At 70.2% G+C, this 20,168-nt stretch carries 16 protein-coding genes, 2 pseudogenes and 1 riboswitch; of the genes and pseudogenes, 10 read left to right on the forward strand and 8 right to left on the reverse strand.

The annotated features are described in order from the left end of the window. Positions 1 to 140: 140 nt before the first annotated feature. Entirely contained in the window at positions 141 to 1,118 is a 978-nt protein-coding gene (locus ABZX79_RS35655) for an IS701 family transposase (RefSeq protein WP_355267478.1), read from the reverse strand. A 52-nt stretch (positions 1,119 to 1,170) separates the two neighbouring features. Next, positions 1,171 to 1,347 (reverse strand): annotated as a pseudogene (locus ABZX79_RS35660) (MMPL family transporter); the annotation flags it as partial. Positions 1,348 to 1,507: 160 nt separating this feature from the next. On the opposite strand from ABZX79_RS35660, the gene rpe reads away from it, so the two are divergent. The 4 genes from rpe (at position 1,508) to ABZX79_RS35680 (ending at position 5,274) form a co-directional block, all read left to right on the forward strand. Beyond that, complete coding sequence (rpe, locus tag ABZX79_RS35665) at positions 1,508 to 2,194, forward strand: ribulose-phosphate 3-epimerase (protein WP_355267481.1); 687 nt, start codon at positions 1,508 to 1,510, stop codon at positions 2,192 to 2,194. Positions 2,195 to 2,273: 79 nt separating this feature from the next. Beyond that, positions 2,274 to 3,356 (forward strand): sugar-binding domain-containing protein, encoded by a 1,083-nt coding sequence (locus ABZX79_RS35670; RefSeq protein ID WP_355267484.1) that lies wholly within the window; start codon positions 2,274 to 2,276, stop codon positions 3,354 to 3,356. Positions 3,357 to 3,520: 164 nt separating this feature from the next. Next, a complete protein-coding gene (locus ABZX79_RS35675; protein ID WP_355267487.1) occupies positions 3,521 to 4,963 on the forward strand; it encodes a GuaB1 family IMP dehydrogenase-related protein in 1,443 nt (480 codons plus the stop codon). A 110-nt stretch (positions 4,964 to 5,073) separates the two neighbouring features. After that, a complete protein-coding gene (locus tag ABZX79_RS35680) occupies positions 5,074 to 5,274 on the forward strand; it encodes a DUF2191 domain-containing protein (RefSeq protein ID WP_355267490.1) in 201 nt (66 codons plus the stop codon). On the opposite strand, the gene ABZX79_RS35685 is transcribed toward ABZX79_RS35680, so the two are convergent. Then, positions 5,219 to 6,304, reverse strand: coding sequence for a GDSL-type esterase/lipase family protein (locus ABZX79_RS35685; RefSeq protein WP_355267493.1), 1,086 nt, complete (start codon positions 6,302 to 6,304; stop codon positions 5,219 to 5,221). The two genes, ABZX79_RS35680 and ABZX79_RS35685, sit on opposite strands and share 56 nt — an antisense overlap. A gap of 297 nt (positions 6,305 to 6,601) precedes the next feature. Here ABZX79_RS35685 and ABZX79_RS35690 point away from each other — a divergent pair, with 297 nt between their 5' ends. Both ABZX79_RS35690 and ABZX79_RS35695 read left to right on the forward strand, forming a co-directional pair. Then, a complete protein-coding gene (locus ABZX79_RS35690; protein WP_355267496.1) occupies positions 6,602 to 8,062 on the forward strand; it encodes an amino acid permease in 1,461 nt (486 codons plus the stop codon). A 10-nt stretch (positions 8,063 to 8,072) separates the two neighbouring features. Then, the gene (locus tag ABZX79_RS35695) at positions 8,073 to 8,528 is read left to right on the forward strand and encodes an Lrp/AsnC family transcriptional regulator (protein ID WP_214926112.1); all 456 of its coding nucleotides are present in this window, start codon (positions 8,073 to 8,075) and stop codon (positions 8,526 to 8,528) included. Positions 8,529 to 8,538: 10 nt separating this feature from the next. Here ABZX79_RS35695 and ABZX79_RS35700 read toward each other — a convergent pair whose 3' ends face one another. Continuing rightward, the gene (locus ABZX79_RS35700) at positions 8,539 to 9,111 is read right to left on the reverse strand and encodes a Repetin (protein WP_355267500.1); all 573 of its coding nucleotides are present in this window, start codon (positions 9,109 to 9,111) and stop codon (positions 8,539 to 8,541) included. 322 nt (positions 9,112 to 9,433) lie between these two features. Between ABZX79_RS35700 and ABZX79_RS35705 the strand changes: the two genes are divergently transcribed. Together ABZX79_RS35705 and ABZX79_RS35710 are read left to right on the forward strand one after the other, a co-directional pair. Then, positions 9,434 to 10,249, forward strand: a complete 816-nt coding sequence (locus ABZX79_RS35705; RefSeq protein ID WP_355267503.1) for a carbon-nitrogen hydrolase family protein — start codon at positions 9,434 to 9,436, stop codon at positions 10,247 to 10,249. Positions 10,250 to 10,314: 65 nt separating this feature from the next. Continuing rightward, a complete protein-coding gene (locus ABZX79_RS35710) occupies positions 10,315 to 12,006 on the forward strand; it encodes an NAD(P)/FAD-dependent oxidoreductase (protein ID WP_355267506.1) in 1,692 nt (563 codons plus the stop codon). 81 nt (positions 12,007 to 12,087) lie between these two features. Here ABZX79_RS35710 and ABZX79_RS35715 read toward each other — a convergent pair. Together ABZX79_RS35715 and ABZX79_RS35720 are read right to left on the reverse strand one after the other, a co-directional pair. After that, positions 12,088 to 12,387 (reverse strand): annotated as a pseudogene (locus ABZX79_RS35715) (phosphate ABC transporter substrate-binding protein); the annotation flags it as partial. A gap of 152 nt (positions 12,388 to 12,539) precedes the next feature. Then, a complete protein-coding gene (locus tag ABZX79_RS35720; RefSeq protein ID WP_355267509.1) occupies positions 12,540 to 13,283 on the reverse strand; it encodes a DUF5995 family protein in 744 nt (247 codons plus the stop codon). A 120-nt stretch (positions 13,284 to 13,403) separates the two neighbouring features. On the opposite strand from ABZX79_RS35720, the gene ABZX79_RS35725 reads away from it, so the two are divergent. After that, positions 13,404 to 14,654 (forward strand): glycoside hydrolase family 6 protein, encoded by a 1,251-nt coding sequence (locus tag ABZX79_RS35725; protein ID WP_355267512.1) that lies wholly within the window; start codon positions 13,404 to 13,406, stop codon positions 14,652 to 14,654. A gap of 142 nt (positions 14,655 to 14,796) precedes the next feature. On the opposite strand, the gene ABZX79_RS35730 is transcribed toward ABZX79_RS35725, so the two are convergent. Then, positions 14,797 to 16,014 carry an MFS transporter gene (locus ABZX79_RS35730; RefSeq protein WP_355267515.1) on the reverse strand — a complete coding sequence of 406 codons (1,218 nt, stop codon included), beginning with the start codon at positions 16,012 to 16,014 and terminating at the stop codon, positions 14,797 to 14,799. A 111-nt stretch (positions 16,015 to 16,125) separates the two neighbouring features. Between ABZX79_RS35730 and ABZX79_RS35735 the strand changes: the two genes are divergently transcribed. Continuing rightward, positions 16,126 to 17,298: an ROK family transcriptional regulator gene (locus ABZX79_RS35735; protein WP_355267518.1), complete on the forward strand. Its 1,173-nt coding sequence runs from the start codon at positions 16,126 to 16,128 to the stop codon at positions 17,296 to 17,298. A gap of 64 nt (positions 17,299 to 17,362) precedes the next feature. Here the strand turns inward: ABZX79_RS35735 and ABZX79_RS35740 are convergent, their stop codons facing one another. After that, positions 17,363 to 19,705, reverse strand: coding sequence for a chitinase C-terminal domain-containing protein (locus ABZX79_RS35740; RefSeq protein ID WP_355267521.1), 2,343 nt, complete (start codon positions 19,703 to 19,705; stop codon positions 17,363 to 17,365). A 185-nt stretch (positions 19,706 to 19,890) separates the two neighbouring features. Further along, positions 19,891 to 20,021, forward strand: a riboswitch (FMN riboswitch). Positions 20,022 to 20,168 lie beyond the last annotated feature (147 nt).

Genomic DNA, 20,168 nt, shown 5'->3' on the forward strand with positions numbered 1-20,168 from the left:
GGTCCAGGCCCAGACCGTGTTTGAGCTCGCGGTAGTCATGTTCGATGCGCCAGCGCATCTTCGCCCACCGCACCAGGTCGGTGATGGGGGTGGTGATGGGCAGGTTGGTCATCCAGTAGCCGGTCGGCTCGATGGCTTCCTCAGGCTGTTCGACCAGCAGGGTCCGCAGCGGCAGAACACCGTTCCAGTGGCTGCGTCCCCCCGGCTTGTTCCTGGGCGGTGCGGCAGGCTTCCTTGCCCGACGGCCGCACCTCAACCACGGCAAAACGTGAGGTCATCATGCCCTTGCTGCCCTGCCGCCAGACAACCTCCTCGAAAGGGGTATCCGTGTTGATGAACGCGGTCAGGGGCCGGGCCGGCTCGCGATAGCGGGGCAGAGTGGGCGGCCCGAGCCCGCCGTAGGCGGGCTGATACGGCTTGACCGCGGCAGGCCGTGCGATCTCCTTGGGATCCACCGCCATCACATAGGACCAGCAGCGTTCTTCGAGTGCGAGCCGCAAAGAGACACTCCGGCCGTATGCGGCATCCGCCACGATCACCGGCACTGCCAGGCCCTGCCCCGCCAGCCGGTCCAGCAGTCCCAGAGCCAAGTGAGTCTTGGAGACATGCCCGACCTCCTCGGGGACCCCGGCCCGCTGTCGCCGCCGGGCATCAGTGGCCCATTCCTCAGGCAGGAACAGCTCCCACTCCAGCGGGCACGATGCCGCGTCGGTGGCCGCGTGCACACTGACGGCGACCTGGCAGTTCGCCCGCTTACCCAACGCCCCGCAGTACTGCCGGGCCACCCCGACCGACGCTGTGCCGCACTTGGGAAACGACACATCGTCGACCACCCACACCTCAGGGCTGATCACCTCGCACAACCGCTCGGCGATCCGCTGCCGCACCGGCAGCGGATCCCACGGCGACTGGTTCACAAACTGCTGAAGCGCCTGCATGTTCCCGTCCGGCAGTCGATCGGCCATCGGCTGGATCGACTTGCGGCGGCCGTCCAGCATCAGGCCTCGCAGATAACACCCGCCCCACCGCCGCTGATCCCGCCGTGGCAGCGACCCGAACACATCGGCAACGAACTCCGATAACTCACCCCGGAGCCGTTCCACCTCCCCCAACCTCATAACCAGAAGATGCCTACCACCAGGCAAGATCACCCGACGTAACGAAGCACTACTAGCCGCCGGACAGGGTGCGGTCCGTACGGTGGCCGTCCTCGCGGGACAGGCGGTGTGGCCACCACACCTTGGGGCCGGCGTCCAGGAACAGTGCCGTCACCAGTACGGACCGTACGGCGAAGGTGTCGAGCAGCACGCCCAGGGCGACCGCGAAACCGATCTCCGCGAACGCCACCGTCGTGACGGCCGTCGTCCGGCATGAAGCTCCCCATTGCCTTCCGCGGCGCGCCGAATCGTCAGGATTGCGCGGACTGTACTGATCCCGGGCGCCTCTCGTCCGTACCAAGGGGCCTACCGGGGACAGGAAGAGCCCCGGAACGTGGCAGGCTTGGCCCATGGCTGTTCAGATCAATCCCAGTATCCTCTCCGCAGACTTCTCCCGCCTGGCGGAGGAGGCGAAGGCCGTCGAAGGCGCCGACTGGCTCCACGTCGACGTGATGGACAACCACTTCGTGCCCAACCTGACGCTGGGCGTACCGATCGTGGAATCTCTCAGCCGGGCGACGGACATCCCCCTCGACTGCCACCTGATGATCGAGGACGCCGATCGCTGGGCCCCGCAGTACGTCGAGGCGGGCGCCGGATCGGTCACCTTCCACGCCGAGGCGTGCGCCGCCCCCGTACGGACGGCGCGTGAGATCCGCGCCAAGGGCGCCCGCGCCTCCATGGCGCTGAAGCCGGCCACGCCCATCGAGCCGTACGAGGATCTGCTCCCCGAGCTCGACATGCTGCTGATCATGACGGTGGAGCCCGGCTTCGGCGGCCAGGCGTTTCTCGACATCATGCTGCCCAAGATCCGCCGTACCCGTGAGCTGATCTCCAAGCACGGCCTGGAGCTGTGGCTCCAGGTCGACGGTGGCGTATCGGCCTCGACGATCGAGCGCTGCGCCGAGGCGGGCGCGGACGTCTTCGTCGCCGGTTCCGCCGTGTACGGGACAAACGACCCGGCCGCCGCGGTGCGCATGCTGCGCAGCCAGGCGGCCGAGGCCACCGCCGGCGCCGGCTGGGCATGCGGCCACTGAGCCACGGCTCGGTGAACGCCGCCCTTCGGGGCTGATCAAGGTCTCGGTGATCTGACAGGATGAACAGCGAGCCCAGAGTGTGAACAGCAGTGAGGAGAACGCGGTGTCTGCAATGTCGGCGGGCCGGTCAGCCCTGCGGATGGGACCCGCAGAGCTGGTCCAGGCGGCGGCCATGGCCCGCCGCTTCTACCTGGAGGGCAAGTCCAAGATCCAGATCGCCGAGGAGTTCGGCGTCAGCCGCTTCAAGGTGGCCAGGGTCCTGGAGACCGCCCTCGAGCGCGATCTCGTACGCATCGAGATCAGGGTGCCCGCCGAGCTGGACGCGGAGCGCTCCGACGCGCTGCGTGCCCGCTACGGCCTGCGGCACGCGGTCGTTGTCGAATCCCCGGCGGACGCCACCGAGGACGCCCTCCCCGGCTCTCCCGGCTTCGCCGGCAGCGCGCCCACCGACCCGGAGAACCTGGGCGAGGTCGCGGCCGACCTCCTCGGCGAACTGGTGAACGAAGGCGATGTGCTGGGCCTGGCCTGGGGCCGGTCCACCATCCACATGGCTGCCGCTTTGCACCAGCTGCCGCCTTGCACCGTCGTGCAGCTGACGGGTGTGTACGACGCCGGGACGGCGGAGCGCGGCTCGGTCGAGGCCGTACGCCGCGCCGCTCAGGTGTCCGGCGGTGAGGCGCACCCGATCTACGCGCCGATGCTGCTGCCCGACCCGGCCACCGCCGCGGCGCTGCGCAACCAGACCGGCATCGCGCGCGCCTTCGAGTACTTCGACAAGGTGACCGTCGCGGCCGTTTCCATCGGCTCCTGGGAGCCGGGCATCTCCACCGTCCACGACATGCTCTCCGACGAGGAGCGCGCGCACTACGCCTCGCTGGGTGTCGCCGCCGAGATGTCCGCGCACCTCTTCGACGCGCAGGGCCGCCGGGTCGGACGCGACCTGGGCGAGCGGTGCATCACCGTCGAGGCGGACCGGTTGCGGCGTATCCCCGAGGTGGTGGCCATCGCCGGCGGGCTGCGCAAGGCGTCCGCCATTGACGCCGTCCTCAGATCGGGCCTGGTGACGAGCCTGGTCACGGACACCGCGGCGGCCGACTATCTGCTGAGCGAGACGGGTACGGCGCCGCGGCCGGCGCTGGACCGGGCCGACCCCGACGACTGAGCCGACGGGCTCTCTCTTTGGAGGATTCGACGAGTGCACCCCCTGTGGCCTGGATGTTCGGCCCGGAGGGTGTTTCGGCATGGTCGTGGGACACTGAAGTACGTGCGTTTTTCCCCGGCTGAAATGCCCGGGGGCCAACTCCGAACGACTGGGATGTTCAGCACGTGCGTTTCCTCAACGATCTGAAGCCGCCGTACGACCTCACGTACGACGACGTATTCATGGTGCCGAGCCGCTCGGCTGTCGGTTCCCGCCAGGGCGTGGACCTCGCGGCCCCCGACGGCACCGGCACCACCATCCCGCTGGTCGTCGCGAACATGACCGCGATCGCCGGCCGCCGGATGGCCGAGACCGTGGCCCGGCGCGGCGGGCTCGTCGTCATTCCGCAGGACATCCCGATCGAGGTCGTCACCGAGGTCGTCTCCTGGGTCAAGACGCGCCACCTGGTGCTCGACACCCCGATTGTCCTGGCCCCCTCGCAGACCGTCGCCGACGCGCTGTCGCTGCTGCCCAAGCGGGCGCACGGAGCGGGCGTCGTCGTGGACGCCGACCGTCGTCCCATCGGTGTCGTCACCGACCACGACCTGACCGGCGTCGACCGCTTCACGCAGCTGTCCGAGGTCATGACCAGGGACCTGGTCCTGCTGGACGCCGACATCGACCCGCGTGAGGCCTTCAACCGGCTCGACGCCGCCAACCACAAGTACGCCCCCGCTGTCGACGAGGACGGCCGTCTCGCCGGTGTCCTGACCCGCAAGGGCGCCCTGCGCGCGACCCTCTACACCCCCGCCACCGACGCCAAGGGCCAGCTGCGCATCGCAGCGGCCGTCGGTATCAACGGCGATGTCGCGGGCAAGGCCAAGCAGCTCCTCGACGCCGGTGTGGACACGCTCGTCGTGGACACCGCGCACGGTCACCAGGAGTCGATGATCGCCGCGGTCAAGGCCGTGCGCGGTCTCGACCCGCAGGTCCCGATCGTCGCGGGCAACATCGTCGCCGCCGAGGGTGTGCGCGACCTCATCGAGGCCGGCGCGGACATCATCAAGGTCGGTGTGGGCCCCGGCGCCATGTGCACCACCCGCATGATGACCGGCGTGGGCCGCCCGCAGTTCTCCGCCGTCATGGAGTGCGCCGCCGAGGCGAAGAAGTTCGGCAAGCACGTCTGGGCCGACGGCGGCGTCCGTCACCCGCGCGACGTCGCGATGGCGCTCGCCGCGGGCGCGTCCAACGTCATGGTCGGCTCCTGGTTCGCGGGTACGTACGAGTCGCCCGGCGACCTCCAGCACTCGGCCGACGGCCGGGCGTACAAGGAGTCGTTCGGCATGGCCTCCGCCCGCGCCGTACGCAACCGTACGAGCGAGGAGTCGGCGTACGACCGCGCCCGGAAGGCGTTGTTCGAGGAGGGCATTTCGACCTCGCGCATGTTCCTCGACCCGACCCGTCCGGGCGTCGAGGACCTGATCGACTCGATCATCGCGGGCGTCCGGTCCTCGTGCACGTACGCCGGCGCCGGCTCGCTGGAGGAGTTCGCCGAGAAGGCGATCGTCGGTGTGCAGAGCGCCGCCGGTTACGCCGAGGGCAAGCCGCTGCACGCCAGCTGGAGCTGACGCTCCGGAACGTTCCACCCCCGGCCGGTTTCCGCTTCTGCGGGGACCGGCCGCGGTGTTGGGGGGTGTCCGGCTAGAGTCCCGGGTACGACGCGACGAGGGGGGAATCTGTGGCGAAGGTCAACATCAGTCTCGATGCGGAGCTGGTGGTGGAAGTGATGGTGCTGGCCGGGGTGGGCTCGCCCCAGGACGCCATCGAGGCCGTCGTACGCGACTACATCGCCCGTGGCCATCGCACAGAGACGCGAGCCGGGCTCAAGGACCGGAGCCGGCGGGACGCCGAGATGACGCCGCCGGAGCCGCAGGGCTGAGCCCCTGCGGCCCGTTGAGTGGCTCACGCCGTGACGGTGTGACGAAACGGGCCTCCCGCAGGGCGGAGGCGACCGCGTCGGCCATCAGGGCGTGGCCCGCGTCGTTCGGGTGCAGGCCGTCCGTCAGGTGTTCCGGCGTGAGGATGCCCAGGCCGGGGAGCAGTGCCAGCCGGTCGTCGCCCGCCGCGATGCCGGCCAGGACGGCCTCCTCCAGGGCGGTGCGCAGCGCGGCGAGGGTGGCGCCCAGCGCGTTGGGGGTCCGCTCGGCCTCGGGGCGCAGGACGGGGGAGAGGACCAGCATCGGCGTGTCCGGATGGCCCCGGCGTACGAGAGCGATGAAGGCCCGCACGGTCTCGTACAGCAGCGGCGCCGAGAACGGGGTGCGGGACCAGCAGTTGGTGCCGAAGGCCAGGGTCAGGAGATCGCCGGGCAGGCTCGCCAGCTGCTCGGCGACGGCGAGTTCGCCGCGGCCCGCTCCTGCCTGGCCGAGGTTCACCGTGTCCAGGCCGAGCGTACGGCCGGCCACCGCGGGCCACGCGTGGGCGGGGCGGGTCGACCACCAGCCCTCGGTGATGGAGTCGCCGTACACCAGCCAGCGCGGCTGCGGCGGCGCGGGGGCGATGGAGCCGCCGACCGGACGCAGTCCGAGGATCTCGGGGCACTGGCTCTCCGGCGGATGGACCGTGAACCGGCCCCGGTCGTCCGGCAGGCCGATCCGTACGACCGTCTCCTGCGCCGGATCCTCGGTGACTTCCGACACGAGGGCGCCGTCGTGCCACAGCGCGAAGGTGTGCGCGAGGTCGCGCAGGGCGTCGGCGGGGCCGGGCAGGGCGGCGCGGTAGCGGAGGTCGACGGCGGTGGCACCGCGGGCCGTGAATTCCAGCCGTACGCCGACGGGCACGGCGCAGCGCTGCACGATGTCCCACGGCAGCCGGTCCACGTCCGCGGGGTCGGCGCGCACGGCCCGGCGTCCGTCGCGCCAGGCGACGCCCCGCAGGAAGGGAGCGGGGTCCAGCCATCCGTCGATCATGATTCGCCTCCGGTCGTCGGGTGCGGGTGCGGTGTACTTCGTAACGGACAAAAGGGATATCGAAAGGTGAGGCGCAACAAAGAGCCATGTGTCGGGGTTGTTGCGCAATGATCGTCCGCCGGTACGCAAGGTTGCTGCATTACGCATGCGAACGCACACCTCGTAGGCTTCCCGCTGTACGTGGAGTGGCGGGGACCGCCTGCTCGGCGGTCCCCGAGCTCCGGGTTGTTTTTTACGCCCCGAGCGGACCGCTGCGGTCGCCGCCTTCCCGATCGGCAGCGATAAGGAGCCACCCCAGTGTTGGACGCAGCGCCACCCGTCACTCCCCAACCGGAATCCGAGCGTCCGAATCTCGGCAACCGGCTGATGCGGCGCAAGCCCGTCGAGCAGCTTGTCGCAGAGAGCGGCCAGGGCGAAGGCGGTGCACTTCGCCGCTCGCTCACCATGTGGCAGCTCACGATGATCAGCATCGGAGCCACGCTCGGCACCGGAATCTTCGTCGTCCTCGGTGAGGCCACGCCGCTGGCCGGTCCCGCCGTCGCGATCTCGTTCGTCATCGCCGGACTCACCGCCCTCTTCTCGGCGCTCTCGTACGCGGAGCTGGCCGGCTCCATACCGGTCTCCGGTTCCTCGTACTCCTACTCGTACGCAACCATGGGCGAAGTCGTCGCATGGATCTGCGGCTGGTGCCTGGTGCTGGAGTACGGCGTCTCCGTCGCCGCCGTGGCCGTCGGCTGGGGCGAGTACCTCAACGAGCTGCTCGACGGCACGCTCGGCTTCACGATCCCCGAGAGCGTTTCCGCCCCGTTGGGCGAGGGCGGCTACATCAACCTCCCGGCCCTCGTCGTCGTGCTGCTCGCCATGGTCTTCCTGATGGGCGGCGCCAAGGAGAGCGCCCGTGTCAACACGATCATGGTCATGATCAAGATCGCCACGCTGGTGCTCTTCTGCGTCATCGGCTTCATGGGCATCAAGGCAGGCAACTACACCCCGCTCGCCCCGCTCGGTGTCACCGGAATCAGCGCCGCCGCGGCAACCTTGTTCTTCTCGTACATCGGATTCGACGCGGCCTCCACCGCCGGTGAAGAAGCCAAGAACCCGAAGAAGGACCTGCCGCGCGCGATCATGCTGTCGCTGCTGATCGTCACCGTGCTCTACTGCCTCGTCGCACTGGTCGCCGTCGGCGCCATGCCGTGGCAGGACTTCGAGGGCACGGAAGCCGCGCTCGCCCAGATCATGAAGGACGTCACGGGCCACAGCTTCTGGGGCGTCGTCCTCGCGGCCGGTGCCGTCGTTGCAATTGCGAGCGTTGTCTTCGCGGTGCTGTACGGGCAGACCCGCATCCTCTTCGCGATGTCGCGCGACGGCCTCGTTCCCAAGGTCTTCGCCAAGATCGACACGCGGACGGGGACGCCGAAGGCGAATGTCGTGATCGTCTCGCTGTTCTGCGGCGTGCTGGCGGCCACCATTCCGCTCGGTGAGCTCGCCAACGCGACCAGCATCGGCACGCTCTTCGCCTTTGCTCTGGTCAATGTCGCGGTCGTCATCCTGCGGTACAAGCGGCCCGACATGGCGCGGACCTTCCGGGTCTCGCTGTTCCCGGTCACTCCGGTGCTCGGATTCGCCTTCTGCGCCTACATGATGTTCAGCCTGCCGGGCGTCACTTGGGCTGTTTTCGGTGGCTGGATGGTCGCCGGGCTCGTGTTCTACTTCTTCTACGGCCTTCGCCGCTCCAGTCTGGCCACCGCAGAGAAGTGATCCGCCCGCAGTGCGACTGAACGATCTCGACGAACGCATCGTGCACGCCCTCGCTGAGGACGCCCGCCGCTCCTACGCGGACATCGGGTCCGAGGTCGGGCTCTCCGCCCCCGCCGTCAAACGGCGGGTGGACCGGCTGCGCGCCGAGGGAGCGATCACCGGGTTCACCGTACGGGTGGACCCGGCGGCGCTCGGCTGGGAGACCGAGGGGTTCATCGAGATGTACTGCCGCCACAACACCTCGCCGGAGGACATCCGGCGGGGGTTGTCGCGGTATCCGGAGGTGGTGTCCGCGTCTACCGTCACCGGTGACGCGGACGCCGTCGTCCAGATCTTCGCTTCTGACATGCGGCACTTCGAGCGGGTGCTGGAGCGGATCGCGGGGGAGCCGTTCGTGGAGCGCACGAAGTCGGTGCTGGTGCTGTCGCCGCTGCTCCGGCGCTTCTCGTCCGGGGCGCCGGCTTAAGCGGCGTTCGCTAGCCCTGCTGGGGCTGCTCGTACTCCGGCAGCCAGGGCAGCACCTTGAAGTCACCGGTGCCCGTCTTGACCTTCTCGAACGGCGCCGAGCTCATGCACTTCGGCAGGTTCTGTTCGGCTGCGTCCCGGCCGATCCAGCTGTAACCCAGCCGGTCGTTCTTGCCCTGGTCGTGGACCGAGATCCCGACCCGCTTGCCCTTGTTGTCCTGGTCGGTCCCGGTGATGACGCCGGTCACCACCGCCACCTTGCCGCCCGTCACCAGGCAGTCGACCTTCCCCTCGGCCCAGCCGGACGTGCCGTCCGGGAAGATGTGCTTGAAGCGGAAGGTCCCGAACGCCGCCTCCGGGTCCATGGTGTCCTTCGCCGCCAGGTGCGCGTCGAAGGTGAACGTGATGTCGTCCCCGGCCGGCCGGTACAGCTTCGCCGTCCCGGTCAGTGCGGCCGCCTCGCGCTCCTTGGCGCGCGGGGCCTCGTCCCCGGAGGCGAGAGCGGTGCCGGCGGTCCCGGCCGTGATCAGCAGTGCGGCGGCGAGTGCGGCGATCTTCGTACGACGGTGGGTGAGACGGGTCATTACGGCTCCCTCGGCAAGTGATCCGGCTGTCTTCCGGACGCCCCTTACTCTTCCGGCGACGGCCTTCGCCCACATCGCGCCACGGTCGCCATCGCCGCTCCGCCGGACGGCGGGAACCCGGCCCCCGAGGTCCTCCACGGGGGGTACGGACCGTACGACCACAGACCCATCGGCGTACGCGCAATGAATCGCCGCCACCCGCACGGATTGCGCAACGGATCGACGGTCGGTCCGCAACGGTCGCGTCTTGTCCCGGTGCGAGCGCGGAACGTACCGTCATTACGTCCCCCCGAAGCCCCTCCCCACCTGCTCGAGGTCAGCCATGCCGCCGTTGCGCACCGCACTGCTCCAGAGCTCCGGCCGTCCCGGCTCCGTCGACGCGAACCTCAAGGTTCTCGACGAGGCCGCCGGCCGTGCGGCGGCTGCCGGTGCCGGGCTGCTGGTCTGCCCGGAGATGTTCCTGACCGGCTACGCCATCGGGTCCGACGTGCACCGGCTGGCCGAGCCCGCCGACGGAGAGGCCGCCGACGCCGTCGCGGACATCGCCGTACGCCACGGACTCGCCGTCCACTACGGCTACCCGGAGCGCGACGGGGAGGCCGGGGATGTCGTGTACAACTCCGCCCAGCTCATCGGGCCCGACGGATCGCGGCTCGCGAACTACCGCAAGACCCACCTCTTCGGCGGCTTCGAGCAGGAGTGGTTCACCCCGGGCCGGGACACGGTCGTACAGGCGGAGCTCGGCGGGCTGACCGTCGGCCTCATGATCTGTTACGACGTCGAATTCCCGGAGAACGTCCGCGCCCACGCGCTCGCGGGCACCGACCTGCTGCTGGTGCCTACCGCACAGATGCACCCGTTCCAGTTCGTGGCCGAGTCGGTCGTGCCGGTGCGGGCCTTCGAGAACCAGATGTACGTCGCCTACGTCAACCGGACCGGGCCCGAGGGCGACTTCGAGTTCGTCGGGCTCAGCTGCCTGGCCGGTCCCGACGGCGCCTCCCGCGCCCGCGCCGGCCGCGGCGAGGAGCTGGTGTTCGGCGACGCCGACCCCGAGTTCCTGCGGGCCTCGCGCGAGAACAACCCGTACCTGCGCGACCGCCGCCCCGGGCTTTACGCGTCCCTGGCGTCCCCGGCCTGACGCGCCCGCCCAAGCCCCGCCCCTTTTCTTTCTGCTTTCCGCTGCATTGCAAGGAGTCCGACCCCATGACGTCCACGGTGCCCACCGCCGTCCAGCACACCGACGCGCAGCCGCCGATCACCATGTTCGGGCCGGACTTCCCTTACGCGTACGACGACTTCCTCGCGCACCCGGCCGGCCTCGGCCAGATACCGGCGACCGCGCACGGCACCGAGGTCGCGGTCATCGGCGGCGGGCTCTCGGGCATCATCGCGGCGTACGAGCTCATGAAGATGGGCCTCAAGCCCGTCGTGTACGAGGCCGACCAGATCGGCGGCCGGCTGCGTACCGTCGGCTTCGAGGGCTGCGACGAGTCGCTGACCGCCGAGATGGGCGCGATGCGCTTCCCGCCGTCGTCCACCGCGCTCCAGCACTACATCGACCTGGTGGGACTGGAGACCAAGGCGTTTCCGAACCCGCTCGCGCCCGAGACTCCGTCGACCGTCGTCGACCTCAAGGGCGAGTCGCACTACGCCGTCACCGTCGACGACCTGCCGCAGGTCTACCGCGACGTCATGAACGCGTGGAACGCCTGCCTCGACGAGGGCGCGGACTTCTCCGACATGAACCAGGCCATGCGGGAGCGCGACGTACCGCGCATCCGTGAGATCTGGGCCAAGCTCGTCGAGAAGTTCGACAACCAGACCTTCTACGGTTTCCTCTGCGAGTCGGAGGCCTTCAAGTCCTTCCGGCACCGCGAGATCTTCGGCCAGGTCGGCTTCGGCACCGGCGGCTGGGACACCGACTTCCCGAACTCCATCCTGGAGATCCTGCGCGTCGTCTACACCGAGGCGGACGACCACCACCGCGGCATCGTCGGCGGCAGCCAGCAGCTGCCCGTCCGGCTGTGGGAGCGCGAGCCGCAGAAGCTCGTGCACTGGCCGCTCGGTACGTCGCTGAAGTCGCTCCACAAGGGCGAGCCCAAGCCCGCCGTGACGCGCCTGCACCGCACGGCCGGCAACCGGATCACCGTCACCGACGCCTCCGGCGACATCCGGACGTACCCGGTGGCGATCTTCACCGCGCAGTCCTGGATGCTGCTCTCCAAGATCACGTGCGACGACTCGCTGTTCCCCATCGACCACTGGACGGCGATGGAGCGTACGCACTACATGGAGTCGTCCAAGCTGTTCGTGCCCGTGGACCGGCCGTTCTGGCTGGACAAGGACGAGGAGACCGGCCGCGACGTCATGTCGATGACGCTGACGGACCGGATGACGCGCGGTACGTACCTGCTGGACGACGGTCCGGACAAGCCGGCCACCATCTGCCTCTCGTACACCTGGTGCGACGACAGCCTCAAGTGGCTGCCGCTGTCCGCGAACGAGCGGATGGAGGTCATGCTGAAGTCCCTCGGCGAGATCTACCCGAAGGTCGACATCCGCCGCCACATCATCGGCAACCCGGTGACCGTGTCGTGGGAGAACGAGCCGTACTTCATGGGCGCCTTCAAGGCGAACCTGCCCGGCCACTACCGCTACCAGCGCCGCCTGTTCACCCACTTCATGCAGGACAGCCTCCCCGAGGACAAGCGCGGCATCTTCCTCGCGGGCGACGACATCTCCTGGACGGCCGGGTGGGCCGAGGGCGCCGTACAGACCGCGCTGAACGCGGTGTGGGGCGTCATGCACCACTTCGGCGGTACGACCGACCCGACGAACCCGGGCCCCGGCGACCTCTACGACGAGATCGCCCCGGTCGAGCTGCCGGAGGACTGAGCGGCTCACAGAAACGTCCGCCCGGGGCCGGCCGCGATCCGGCCGGCCCCGGGCGGTCATCAAACCCGCCCTGCTGTCCGGTCACTCTCCGGCGCAGGGCTTCGCCGCTTCCGGGGCGCCGCACGGCAGGTGGCCGTGGGCGCGGATGACGTCCTGGCCGCTGCCGCGCGTCATGTACACGAGGAAGCTGGAGACCAGGGAGTCGGCGGGCGGGCTGCCGTACGTGTAGGCGTACTCAATCTCCTGGTACGGGTAGCCACTGGTCCCGATCATCTCGATGCTCGGCTCCCGGCCGTCCAGGCGCAGGCGGTGCAGGCCTTCGGGGGCGGTGGCGGAGGAATCGAGTTCGCAGCGGATGACACCGGCCCGCGCGTCGTCCCGTGCGTTGTCCCGCGCGTCGTCCCGGTCGACGCAGTCCTCCGCCCAGCCGGCCGGTGCGCGCCTGTTCGTGCGCTTGTGCGGGTCAGGGTAGGGCGAGGGGTGGGGCACGAGCGCGGTCGCGGTCGGTCCGACCGAAGCTGTTCACCGGGGATTCACCGGTGGCGCGGTCGGGCCGGGAGATCAGCCGCCGCGCCGGGCAGCGGCGTCAGCAGCATCCGCCCGACCAGCCCCACCCCGGCGTCCAGCCGCTCCGTGAACTCCTCGGTCAGCTCGGGCAGTTCGCGCAGTCGCCACAGGAGCCGGGCGGCGGACCAGGCGGCGTCGCGGGCCCGCTCCAGGCTCCACGAGCCGAGCAGATGCGTCAGCGGATCGGCGATCTCCAGCAGGTCGGGCCCCGGCATCAGCTCCTCGCGGATACGCTCCTCCAGCGCCACGAGCGTGTCGCCCACCCGGTCGAAATCCCCCTCCAGATCGGCTGGCCGGCAGTCGAGCGCATGGCAGGTGTCGACCACGGCCAGCGCGAGGTCGTGCCCGATGTGCGCGTTGATGCCGGCGAGCGCGAACTGCAGCGGCCGTACGCCCGGATGGCGCCGGTACTGCAGCAGCGGCCGCCAGCAGGCGGGCGCCCGCCGCTCCGCCGACGAGGCGTCGACGGCGGCCAGGTAGCGTTCGGCGAAGAGCACGTCGAGGGTGGCGGCGGTGCGGGCGTCGGGGAACAGGCCGCCGTCGATACGCCGGTCGATCTCCTCGGTGACCGCCAGATAGACCCGGTTGAAGACCGCGAGCCCGTCCGACGGCGGCCAGTCGCAGCGGAAGGCACGCATCCGCGCCACAACAGTGTCGACCGAGGTCCGGGAGCGGTCCGTCTGAGCTGGGAAGTGCTCGATCTGCGCCATACGGGCAGCGTCGCAGCCCTAGGCTTTTCACCGGGCGCCGTAGGCCCGGGCTTCCCCACAACGGGGGAACGAACCGGGTCGCGGGCGCCGGGGGATGGGCCATCTGGGGGGAGTGCCAAGGTGCCAGGCTTACGTGCGCAGCGCCGGATCGAGCGCGCCGAGCGGCGGCGCGCCAAGCGCCGCAACGCCATGGCCGTCGCGGCTTCGGCGGTCGTCGCCGTCGGTACGGTGACGGGCGTGATGTCCGCGGTGGCGGGCGAGGGGGAGCACCGGAGCACCGCAAGGCCCGAGACGACCAGAACACCGGTTCCGGGGCCGCTGCCCGCGCGGCCGAGCCCTTCGGCGACGCCTACGGTGAAGGCGTCGGCGTCCGCGTCGCGTCCGGCGACGACTTCTGGCTCGCCCTCGCAGCTGTCTGAACCCTCGTCGCCTTCGCTGGCGAAGCCCACGAAGCCCACGAAGCCCACGAAGAAGCCGGCGTCCCGGCCGCAGGCCTCGCCACCTCCGGGCGCCGCCCTCTACCGGCACCCCGAGTCCCAGGTCCTCGACTGGGTCAGGGCCAACCGCGACGACCCTCGCCACCCGCTCATCAAGTCCCGGATAGCCGACCAGCCCGCCGCCGTCTGGTTCGCGGCGTACAACCCGGGCGCCGTCACCGCGCAGGTCAGGTCCGTGACTTCGGCTGCGGCCGGGGCGGGACAGGTCCCGGTTCTGGTGCCGTACGCGATACCCGACCGGGACTGCGGAGGCGCGTCCCAGGGCGGTGCGCCGGACCTCGGGGCGTACGACGACTGGATCGGCGACTTCGCGGCGGGGCTCGGCAGCGGCGAGGTGATCGTCATCCTGGAGCCCGACTCGATCGCGCTCTCCGACTGCCTCTCGGCGGGTGAGCGGGAGGCGCGGTTCGCCTCACTCGCACGCGCGGGTCGCACGCTGCACGCCGCCAACCCCAGGGCCAAGGTCTATTTCGACGCGGGCCACTCCGGCTGGCACTCCGCCGAGAAGCAGGCCGCCGCTCTGCGCGCGGCGGGTGCCGGGTCGAGCAGCGACGGCATCTTCACCAACGTCTCCAACTTCCACCGCACCGCCGATGAGGCCGCCTACGCCCGGCGCGTGCTCGCCGCGCTCGGCGGCCCCGCAGGCCTCGGCGCGGTCATCGACACCAGCAGGAACGGCAACGGCCCACCGGCCGCCGGGCAGTGGTGCGACCCGGCGGGCCGGGCCCTCGGCCGGCCACCGACGACCCGGACCGGCGCGGCCGGGGTCGACGCCTACCTGTGGATCAAACTGCCGGGGGAGTCCGACGGCTGCAAGGGGGCGGCGGGTTCGTTCACGCCTGACTACGCCTACCAGCTGGCGAAGGGCGACTGAAAGCTGCAGGGAGCCGGCCCGAGCCAACGGCGGGGGCGCGCCGAGCCCCCGGACCCCCGGGACGCCCTTCGGGCGTGTCCTCAAACGCCGGACGGGCTGGATTCGGCCGACCCCCAGAAGCCCCGCAGGGCGACGCGCGTCCCTACTCCTTCGTCACCGCTGCCCCGGCGCGCGCGTCGCTTCCGCCGGCGGCTGAGACGCGGCCCGCGCCGCGCAGCACCCCCGCCCCCACCACCAGGCCGAACGCCAGCACCGTCACCACCCCGAACGACACCACCAGCGACGTCGCGTCGGCCACCGCGCCGATCGCCGAGGGGGCGATCAGGCCGGACGTGTACGTGATCGTCGCGACGCCCGCGATCGCCTGGCTCGGGTTCGGCCCACTGCGGCCCGCCGCCGCGAAGGCCAGCGGAACGACCACCGCGATACCGAGCCCGATCAGTGCGAAGCCGGTCATCGCGAGCGCCGGATGGGGCGCCGCGACGACCAGGACGCCACCGGCCGTCGCCGCGACCCCGCCCACCCGGACCGTACGTACCGGACCGAATCGGTCGACCACCCGGTCCCCGGCCAGCCGCGCCACCGCCATCGTCAGCGCGAACGCCGTGGTGGACGCGGCGGCGACACCCGCCGACGTGTCGAGAACGTCCCGCAGATAGACCGCCGACCAGTCCAGGCTCGCGCCCTCGGCGAACACCGCGCAGAACCCGATCGCGCCGATCACCAGCGCCGACTTCGGCGGCAGCGCGAACCGCGGCGGAGCCTGGGCCTCCGGCGCGCTGCGCAGGTCGAGGACGCCCTGGCAGGCGACCAGCCCCAGCACGGTCAGCGCGGCCGCCGCCAGCGCGTGGTGCAGCCGCGCGTCACTGCCGAGGTGCGCGGCGACCGTACCCGCCGCCGAGCCGATCAACGCGCCCGCACTCCACATGCCGTGCAGACCGGACATGATCGACTTGTCGAGCCGGTTCTCGACCTCGACCCCGAGCGCGTTCATCGCCACGTCCGACATGCCCGCCGTCGCGCCGTACACGAAGAGCGCGCCGCACAGCGTCAGCAGATTCGGCGCCAGCGCGGGCAGCGTCAGCGCGAGCGTCCACAGCACCAGCAGCCCGCGCAGCGCGCCCCGAGCCCCGAACCGGTGGCTGATCGCGCCGGCCAGCGGCATCGCCACCGAGGCGCCGATCGCCGGAAAGGCCAGGGCCAGGCCGAGCTGGCCCGCGCTGACGCCCGTGTGGTCCGCGATCCACGGGATACGGGTCGCGAAGCTGCCGGTGACGGCGCCGTGCACACAGAAGACAGCGGCCACGGCGTACCGCGCCCGCTTCAACTGCCCCTGACTGAAGACCATTTCGCCCGACATCCGTCGCGCCCTCCCCGTTCGTCCACCACTTCCAGCGTGCCGGAGTAAACTATCAGGAACCCTGCCTGATAAATCCAGTGATTAAATCCGAAATCTGAGAGGATCCGGGGCATGCCCGCATCACCGAGCACCGCCCGGGCCATCAATGACCGGTCCGCCCTGAAGCTGCTCCAGGACGAGGGCCCGTTGACGGCAGGACAGCTCAAAACGCTGACCGGACTCTCCCGCCCCTCCGTCGCCGATCTGGTCGAACGGCTCCAGGGCGCAGGCCTGATCACCGTGGTGGGGGAGTCCGGGGCGCAGCGCCGCGGCCCCAATGCCCGGCTGTACGGGATCGTCGCGGACCGCGCGCACCTCGCCGCGCTGGATGTACGTACCCAGGGTGTCTCCGTCGTCGTGGCCGACCTGCTCGGCACGACCCTCGCCGAGGCGACCCTGCCGATCGACGGCGACGAGACCGGCACCGAGCCCGCCGTGGAGCAGGCGGTGGCGCTCCTGGAACGCACGGTCCGCGACGCCGGCGCGCGGCGCCTGCACAGCGTCGGGATCGGCGCGCCCGGCCTGATCGACCCGGCCACCGGGGAACTCCGCCACACCACCGGGCTCCCCGCCTGGCACCGCAGGTTGGTGGCCGCCCTCCAGGAGCGCCTGCCCGCCACGGTGCTCGTCGAGAACGAGACCAACCTCGCCGCCGTCGCGGAGCAGCGGCTCGGCGCGGCCCGGGACCGCGACACCTTCGTACTGCTCTGGCTGGGCCACGGCGTCGGCGCCGCGCTCGTGCTCGACGGCAAGCTGCGCCGAGGGGCGTCGGGTGGCGCGGGCGAGATCGGGTTCCTGCCGGTGCCGGGGACCGTGGGGCTGCCGTCGGCGACGGACTGCGGGGGAGGGTTCCACTCGCTGGTCGGCGGCGCCGCGATCGGTGAACTCGCCGCGCGGCACGGCATTACGACGGCGGGGGACGATTCTGCCGCTGCCGGCGTACGGGCAGCCCTCGCGGCGGGGCGGGCGGGTGAGCCGTTCCTGGACGCCCTCGCGACGCACCTGGCCGTCGGCGCGGCGGCCGTCACCGCCGTCCTCGACCCCGGCTGCGTCGTCCTGGGCGGCGAGAGTGGCCACGCGGGCGGCGCGGCCCTCGCGGCCCGGGTCGCGAGCCGGCTCTCCGCGATGTCACCGCTGCGGACGGAGGTGCGCGCGGGGGAACTGGGCGATGCGGCGGTGCTCCAGGGCGCGCTGCTCGCGGCGCGGGACGCGGCTCAGGACGACGTATTCGCGCCGCAGAGCTGAGAAGTAGGGACCCGGCGGCGGGAAGGGCCGGTCACCGCCGCCGGGCGTTCAATTGGGGGTCGGGTCAGCAGGCGCCGAGGTCCTGCCAGACACCCCACTCACCGGTACTACCCGGCGCTTCCCCCTTGGTCCACCACTTGGACTTCCAGTGGTGCGACTTGTGGGAGACGGTCGTGCCGCCGCCGTACTCGGAGGAAGCGCTCCACGCGGGCGCGGCGCACGGCCCGCCCGGGCTCGGCGTGGGACTGGGGTCCGGCACAGGTCCCGGTCCCGGCCCCGGATCCGTTCCCGGGTCCACCACCGTCGTACCGCGCGCCAAGTCCCCTGCCAGGGCGTACGACTGGCCGCCGAAGGTCGCCGTCCAGTTGGACGGGGTCGATGTCGGCAGGTAGTAGACGAAGTCCAGCTCCACCGAGGCGCCGGGCGCCAGCGTCTGCCAGGCCGGCAAGCTCAGGGAGACGCGGTTGTAGTCGCCCTTGAGGCCGCCGATGTTGTTGGCGGCGGTGTGATCGCTGCGCACGATCCTCGTGTTGAAGCCGGACTGGTCCTTGGCGTTGGCGGGCGCGGAGGTCGCGTAGTCGAACTGGAACTCCGTACCGCCGGGAAGCGTCGCCTTCGAGTTGTTCGTGATCTTCAGCTTGGGGCTGATGGGGTAGTTGGAGTCGCCGAGCGGGAACTGCCCGAAGTCCACACCGATGTCGAGCGCCTTCGTCGGCAGGTCGATCGTGGACCGCTTCGCGCCGTACGGCGACGCCGACTTGAACTTCTCGTACATCGCCGTCGTCAGCGAGTCACCGATCTCGTACTGGCCCTTGGCCGCGTTCCAGTCGTAGTCGCCCGCGAGCTCCCAGACCATCGTGCCGCCGATGCCCTTGTCCACCACGTAGTCGGCCTTGGCCTTGACCGACTGCTCGTCCTCGGTCGACAGGAAGACCTTCTTCTCCGCGTTCCACAGCCAGGGCGCGACGAGCGTCGAGTCGTACTTACGGGCGTACGTGCCGGTCAGTTTCGTGTCGGCGGGGAAGCCGTACCGCGTGACGTAGTCCCCGACGACGCCCTTCTCCAGGTTCTTCGCGTGCCACATCGGGTTGGACCCGGCAGGCGACTCCTTGCCCGCCGTGTCCTTGTCGTGCCACAGGTTGTCGATGCCCGACGCCCCGTCGCCGCACTTGGTCAGCCCCGCGCCGGCCGGGCAGTTGGCCGAGGGCGCCTTGCCCCAGAGGCCGTCCGTACCGCCCTGCACATTCTTGTGTCCGCGGGTGTAGTAGGGCAGGCCGATATTGATGCGTCCGGCCGGCATGGACCCGCGGAAGTAGTGATAAGCCCAGTCGGTGTTGAGATAACCGACCCCGCCGTACTGCGCGGTGGAATACACACCCGCGGCCGCCAGTTCGGCGTCCTTGCCGTCGTCGAAGAGGGAGGCGTTGGGGCCGACGTATTCGTTCCAGGCGCCGTGCAGGTCGTACGACATGATGTTGACGTAATCCAGGTACTTCTGGACCTGGAACGTCTCCATGCCGCGCAGCAGATATCCGGACGAAGGCGCGGCCACCGTCAGCAGGTAGTGCTTCCCGTCGGCCGCGCCCGCGCGGTCGAGCTTCTCGCGCAACGACTTCATCAGCGCCGCGTAGCCCTTGACCAGCCCGGCGCGGCGCGCGTTCGAGTACGAGAAGTCCAGCGGGTTGCCCGCGTCCTTCATCGTCGTCGGGTACTCGTAGTCGATGTCGACGCCGTTGAAGCCGTACTTCTTGATGAACGCGACCGTCGAATCCGCGAAGGTGTCGATACCCGCCTGATTGACCGAACCGTCGGCGTTCGTCGCCATCGAGTAGAAGCCGCCGGAATTGACCCGGTCCCCGTTGTCGGCGAAATACCCGCCGGTCTCGGCCCAACCGCCCACCGACACGAGCGTCTTGACGTCGGGGTGCTGCTTCTTGAATTTGCTCAGCAGATTGAAGTGACCCTTGTAGCTGTACGCCGGGTCCATTTCCGCGCCGGCCACGCCCGGCCAGGTCATCCCGGTCGCGGCGTTCTTCTCGCCGTCGGCGCCGACCGAGATCCTGTTGTCGCTGCCGATGTGCGCGAAGGCGTAGTTGAGGTGGGTGACCTTGTCCCACGGGATGTCGGAGGCGAGGTACGCGGGCTCGCCGTTCTTGCCCGTACGCCAGCCGGTGAAGTAGCCGATGACGCGGCGCTGGTGGTCGGCGCCCATCTTCTCGCGGCCCTCGGTGTCATAGGCGGCGCAGTACGGAACGTCGAGGCCCGGGGTCTTGTACAGCCCGTCGGGGCGACAGGACTCGTGGTCGGCGGCGTGCGAGACGCCGCCGGCGAGCGAACTGAGCAGGAGTCCGGCGACGGCGGCGCCGGCGGCGAGCAGGGAAGATCTCGCTCGGGTGGGGGACAGCACGGTCTGTTCCTCCTGGGGAGGTCGGCCTGGCGCAGCGAACGATGGGTGATCGTCTTGTGGCGCAGACGTTAAAAGGACTAGACCAGCGCGTCAATAGGTATGGACCAATCTCCTGTGAGCTGGCCCACAGGAGATCGTGTGCATGGCACTCGGCCGGGCGTGGCACACTGACCGTGTACCAGCAGCAGCGCACTCCGGGGTCGGTGTAATTCCGAACCGGCGGTTATAGTCCGCGACCCGGTCACCTCCAGTGACCGGTTGAACAGGTGAAATTCCTGTACCGACGGTGAAAGTCCGGATGGGAGGCAGTGCGCGGCGGGCCGTCACAGGTCATTGGTACGCCGCTGTCGGCAGTGTTCGGCTCGTCCTCCCAAGGGCGATCCCTCTTTCCGGCTACGGCGTCCCGTACCCGTTGGCGTTTTCTTCCCGCTCTCTGTCGTCATCGACAGCCCCGGAGTCCGTG

The organism is Streptomyces sp. NPDC002994 (assembly GCF_040611155.1).
Classification (GTDB): Bacteria; Actinomycetota; Actinomycetes; order Streptomycetales; family Streptomycetaceae; genus Streptomyces.

Excerpts from the sequence above, each read along its gene's own strand:
- ABZX79_RS35655 (WP_355267478.1), bottom strand. The coding sequence starts at position 1,118 with ATGAGGTTGGGGGAGGTGGAACGGCTCCGGGGTGAGTTATCGGAGTTC.
- ABZX79_RS35735 (WP_355267518.1), top strand. The coding sequence starts at position 16,126 with ATGCCCGCATCACCGAGCACCGCCCGGGCCATCAATGACCGGTCCGCC.
- rpe (WP_355267481.1), top strand. The coding sequence starts at position 1,508 with ATGGCTGTTCAGATCAATCCCAGTATCCTCTCCGCAGACTTCTCCCGC.
- ABZX79_RS35700 (WP_355267500.1), bottom strand. The coding sequence starts at position 9,111 with ATGACCCGTCTCACCCACCGTCGTACGAAGATCGCCGCACTCGCCGCC.
- ABZX79_RS35705 (WP_355267503.1), top strand. The coding sequence starts at position 9,434 with ATGCCGCCGTTGCGCACCGCACTGCTCCAGAGCTCCGGCCGTCCCGGC.
- ABZX79_RS35720 (WP_355267509.1), bottom strand. The coding sequence starts at position 13,283 with ATGGCGCAGATCGAGCACTTCCCAGCTCAGACGGACCGCTCCCGGACC.
- ABZX79_RS35685 (WP_355267493.1), bottom strand. The coding sequence starts at position 6,304 with ATGATCGACGGATGGCTGGACCCCGCTCCCTTCCTGCGGGGCGTCGCC.
- ABZX79_RS35710 (WP_355267506.1), top strand. The coding sequence starts at position 10,315 with ATGACGTCCACGGTGCCCACCGCCGTCCAGCACACCGACGCGCAGCCG.
- ABZX79_RS35730 (WP_355267515.1), bottom strand. The coding sequence starts at position 16,014 with ATGTCGGGCGAAATGGTCTTCAGTCAGGGGCAGTTGAAGCGGGCGCGG.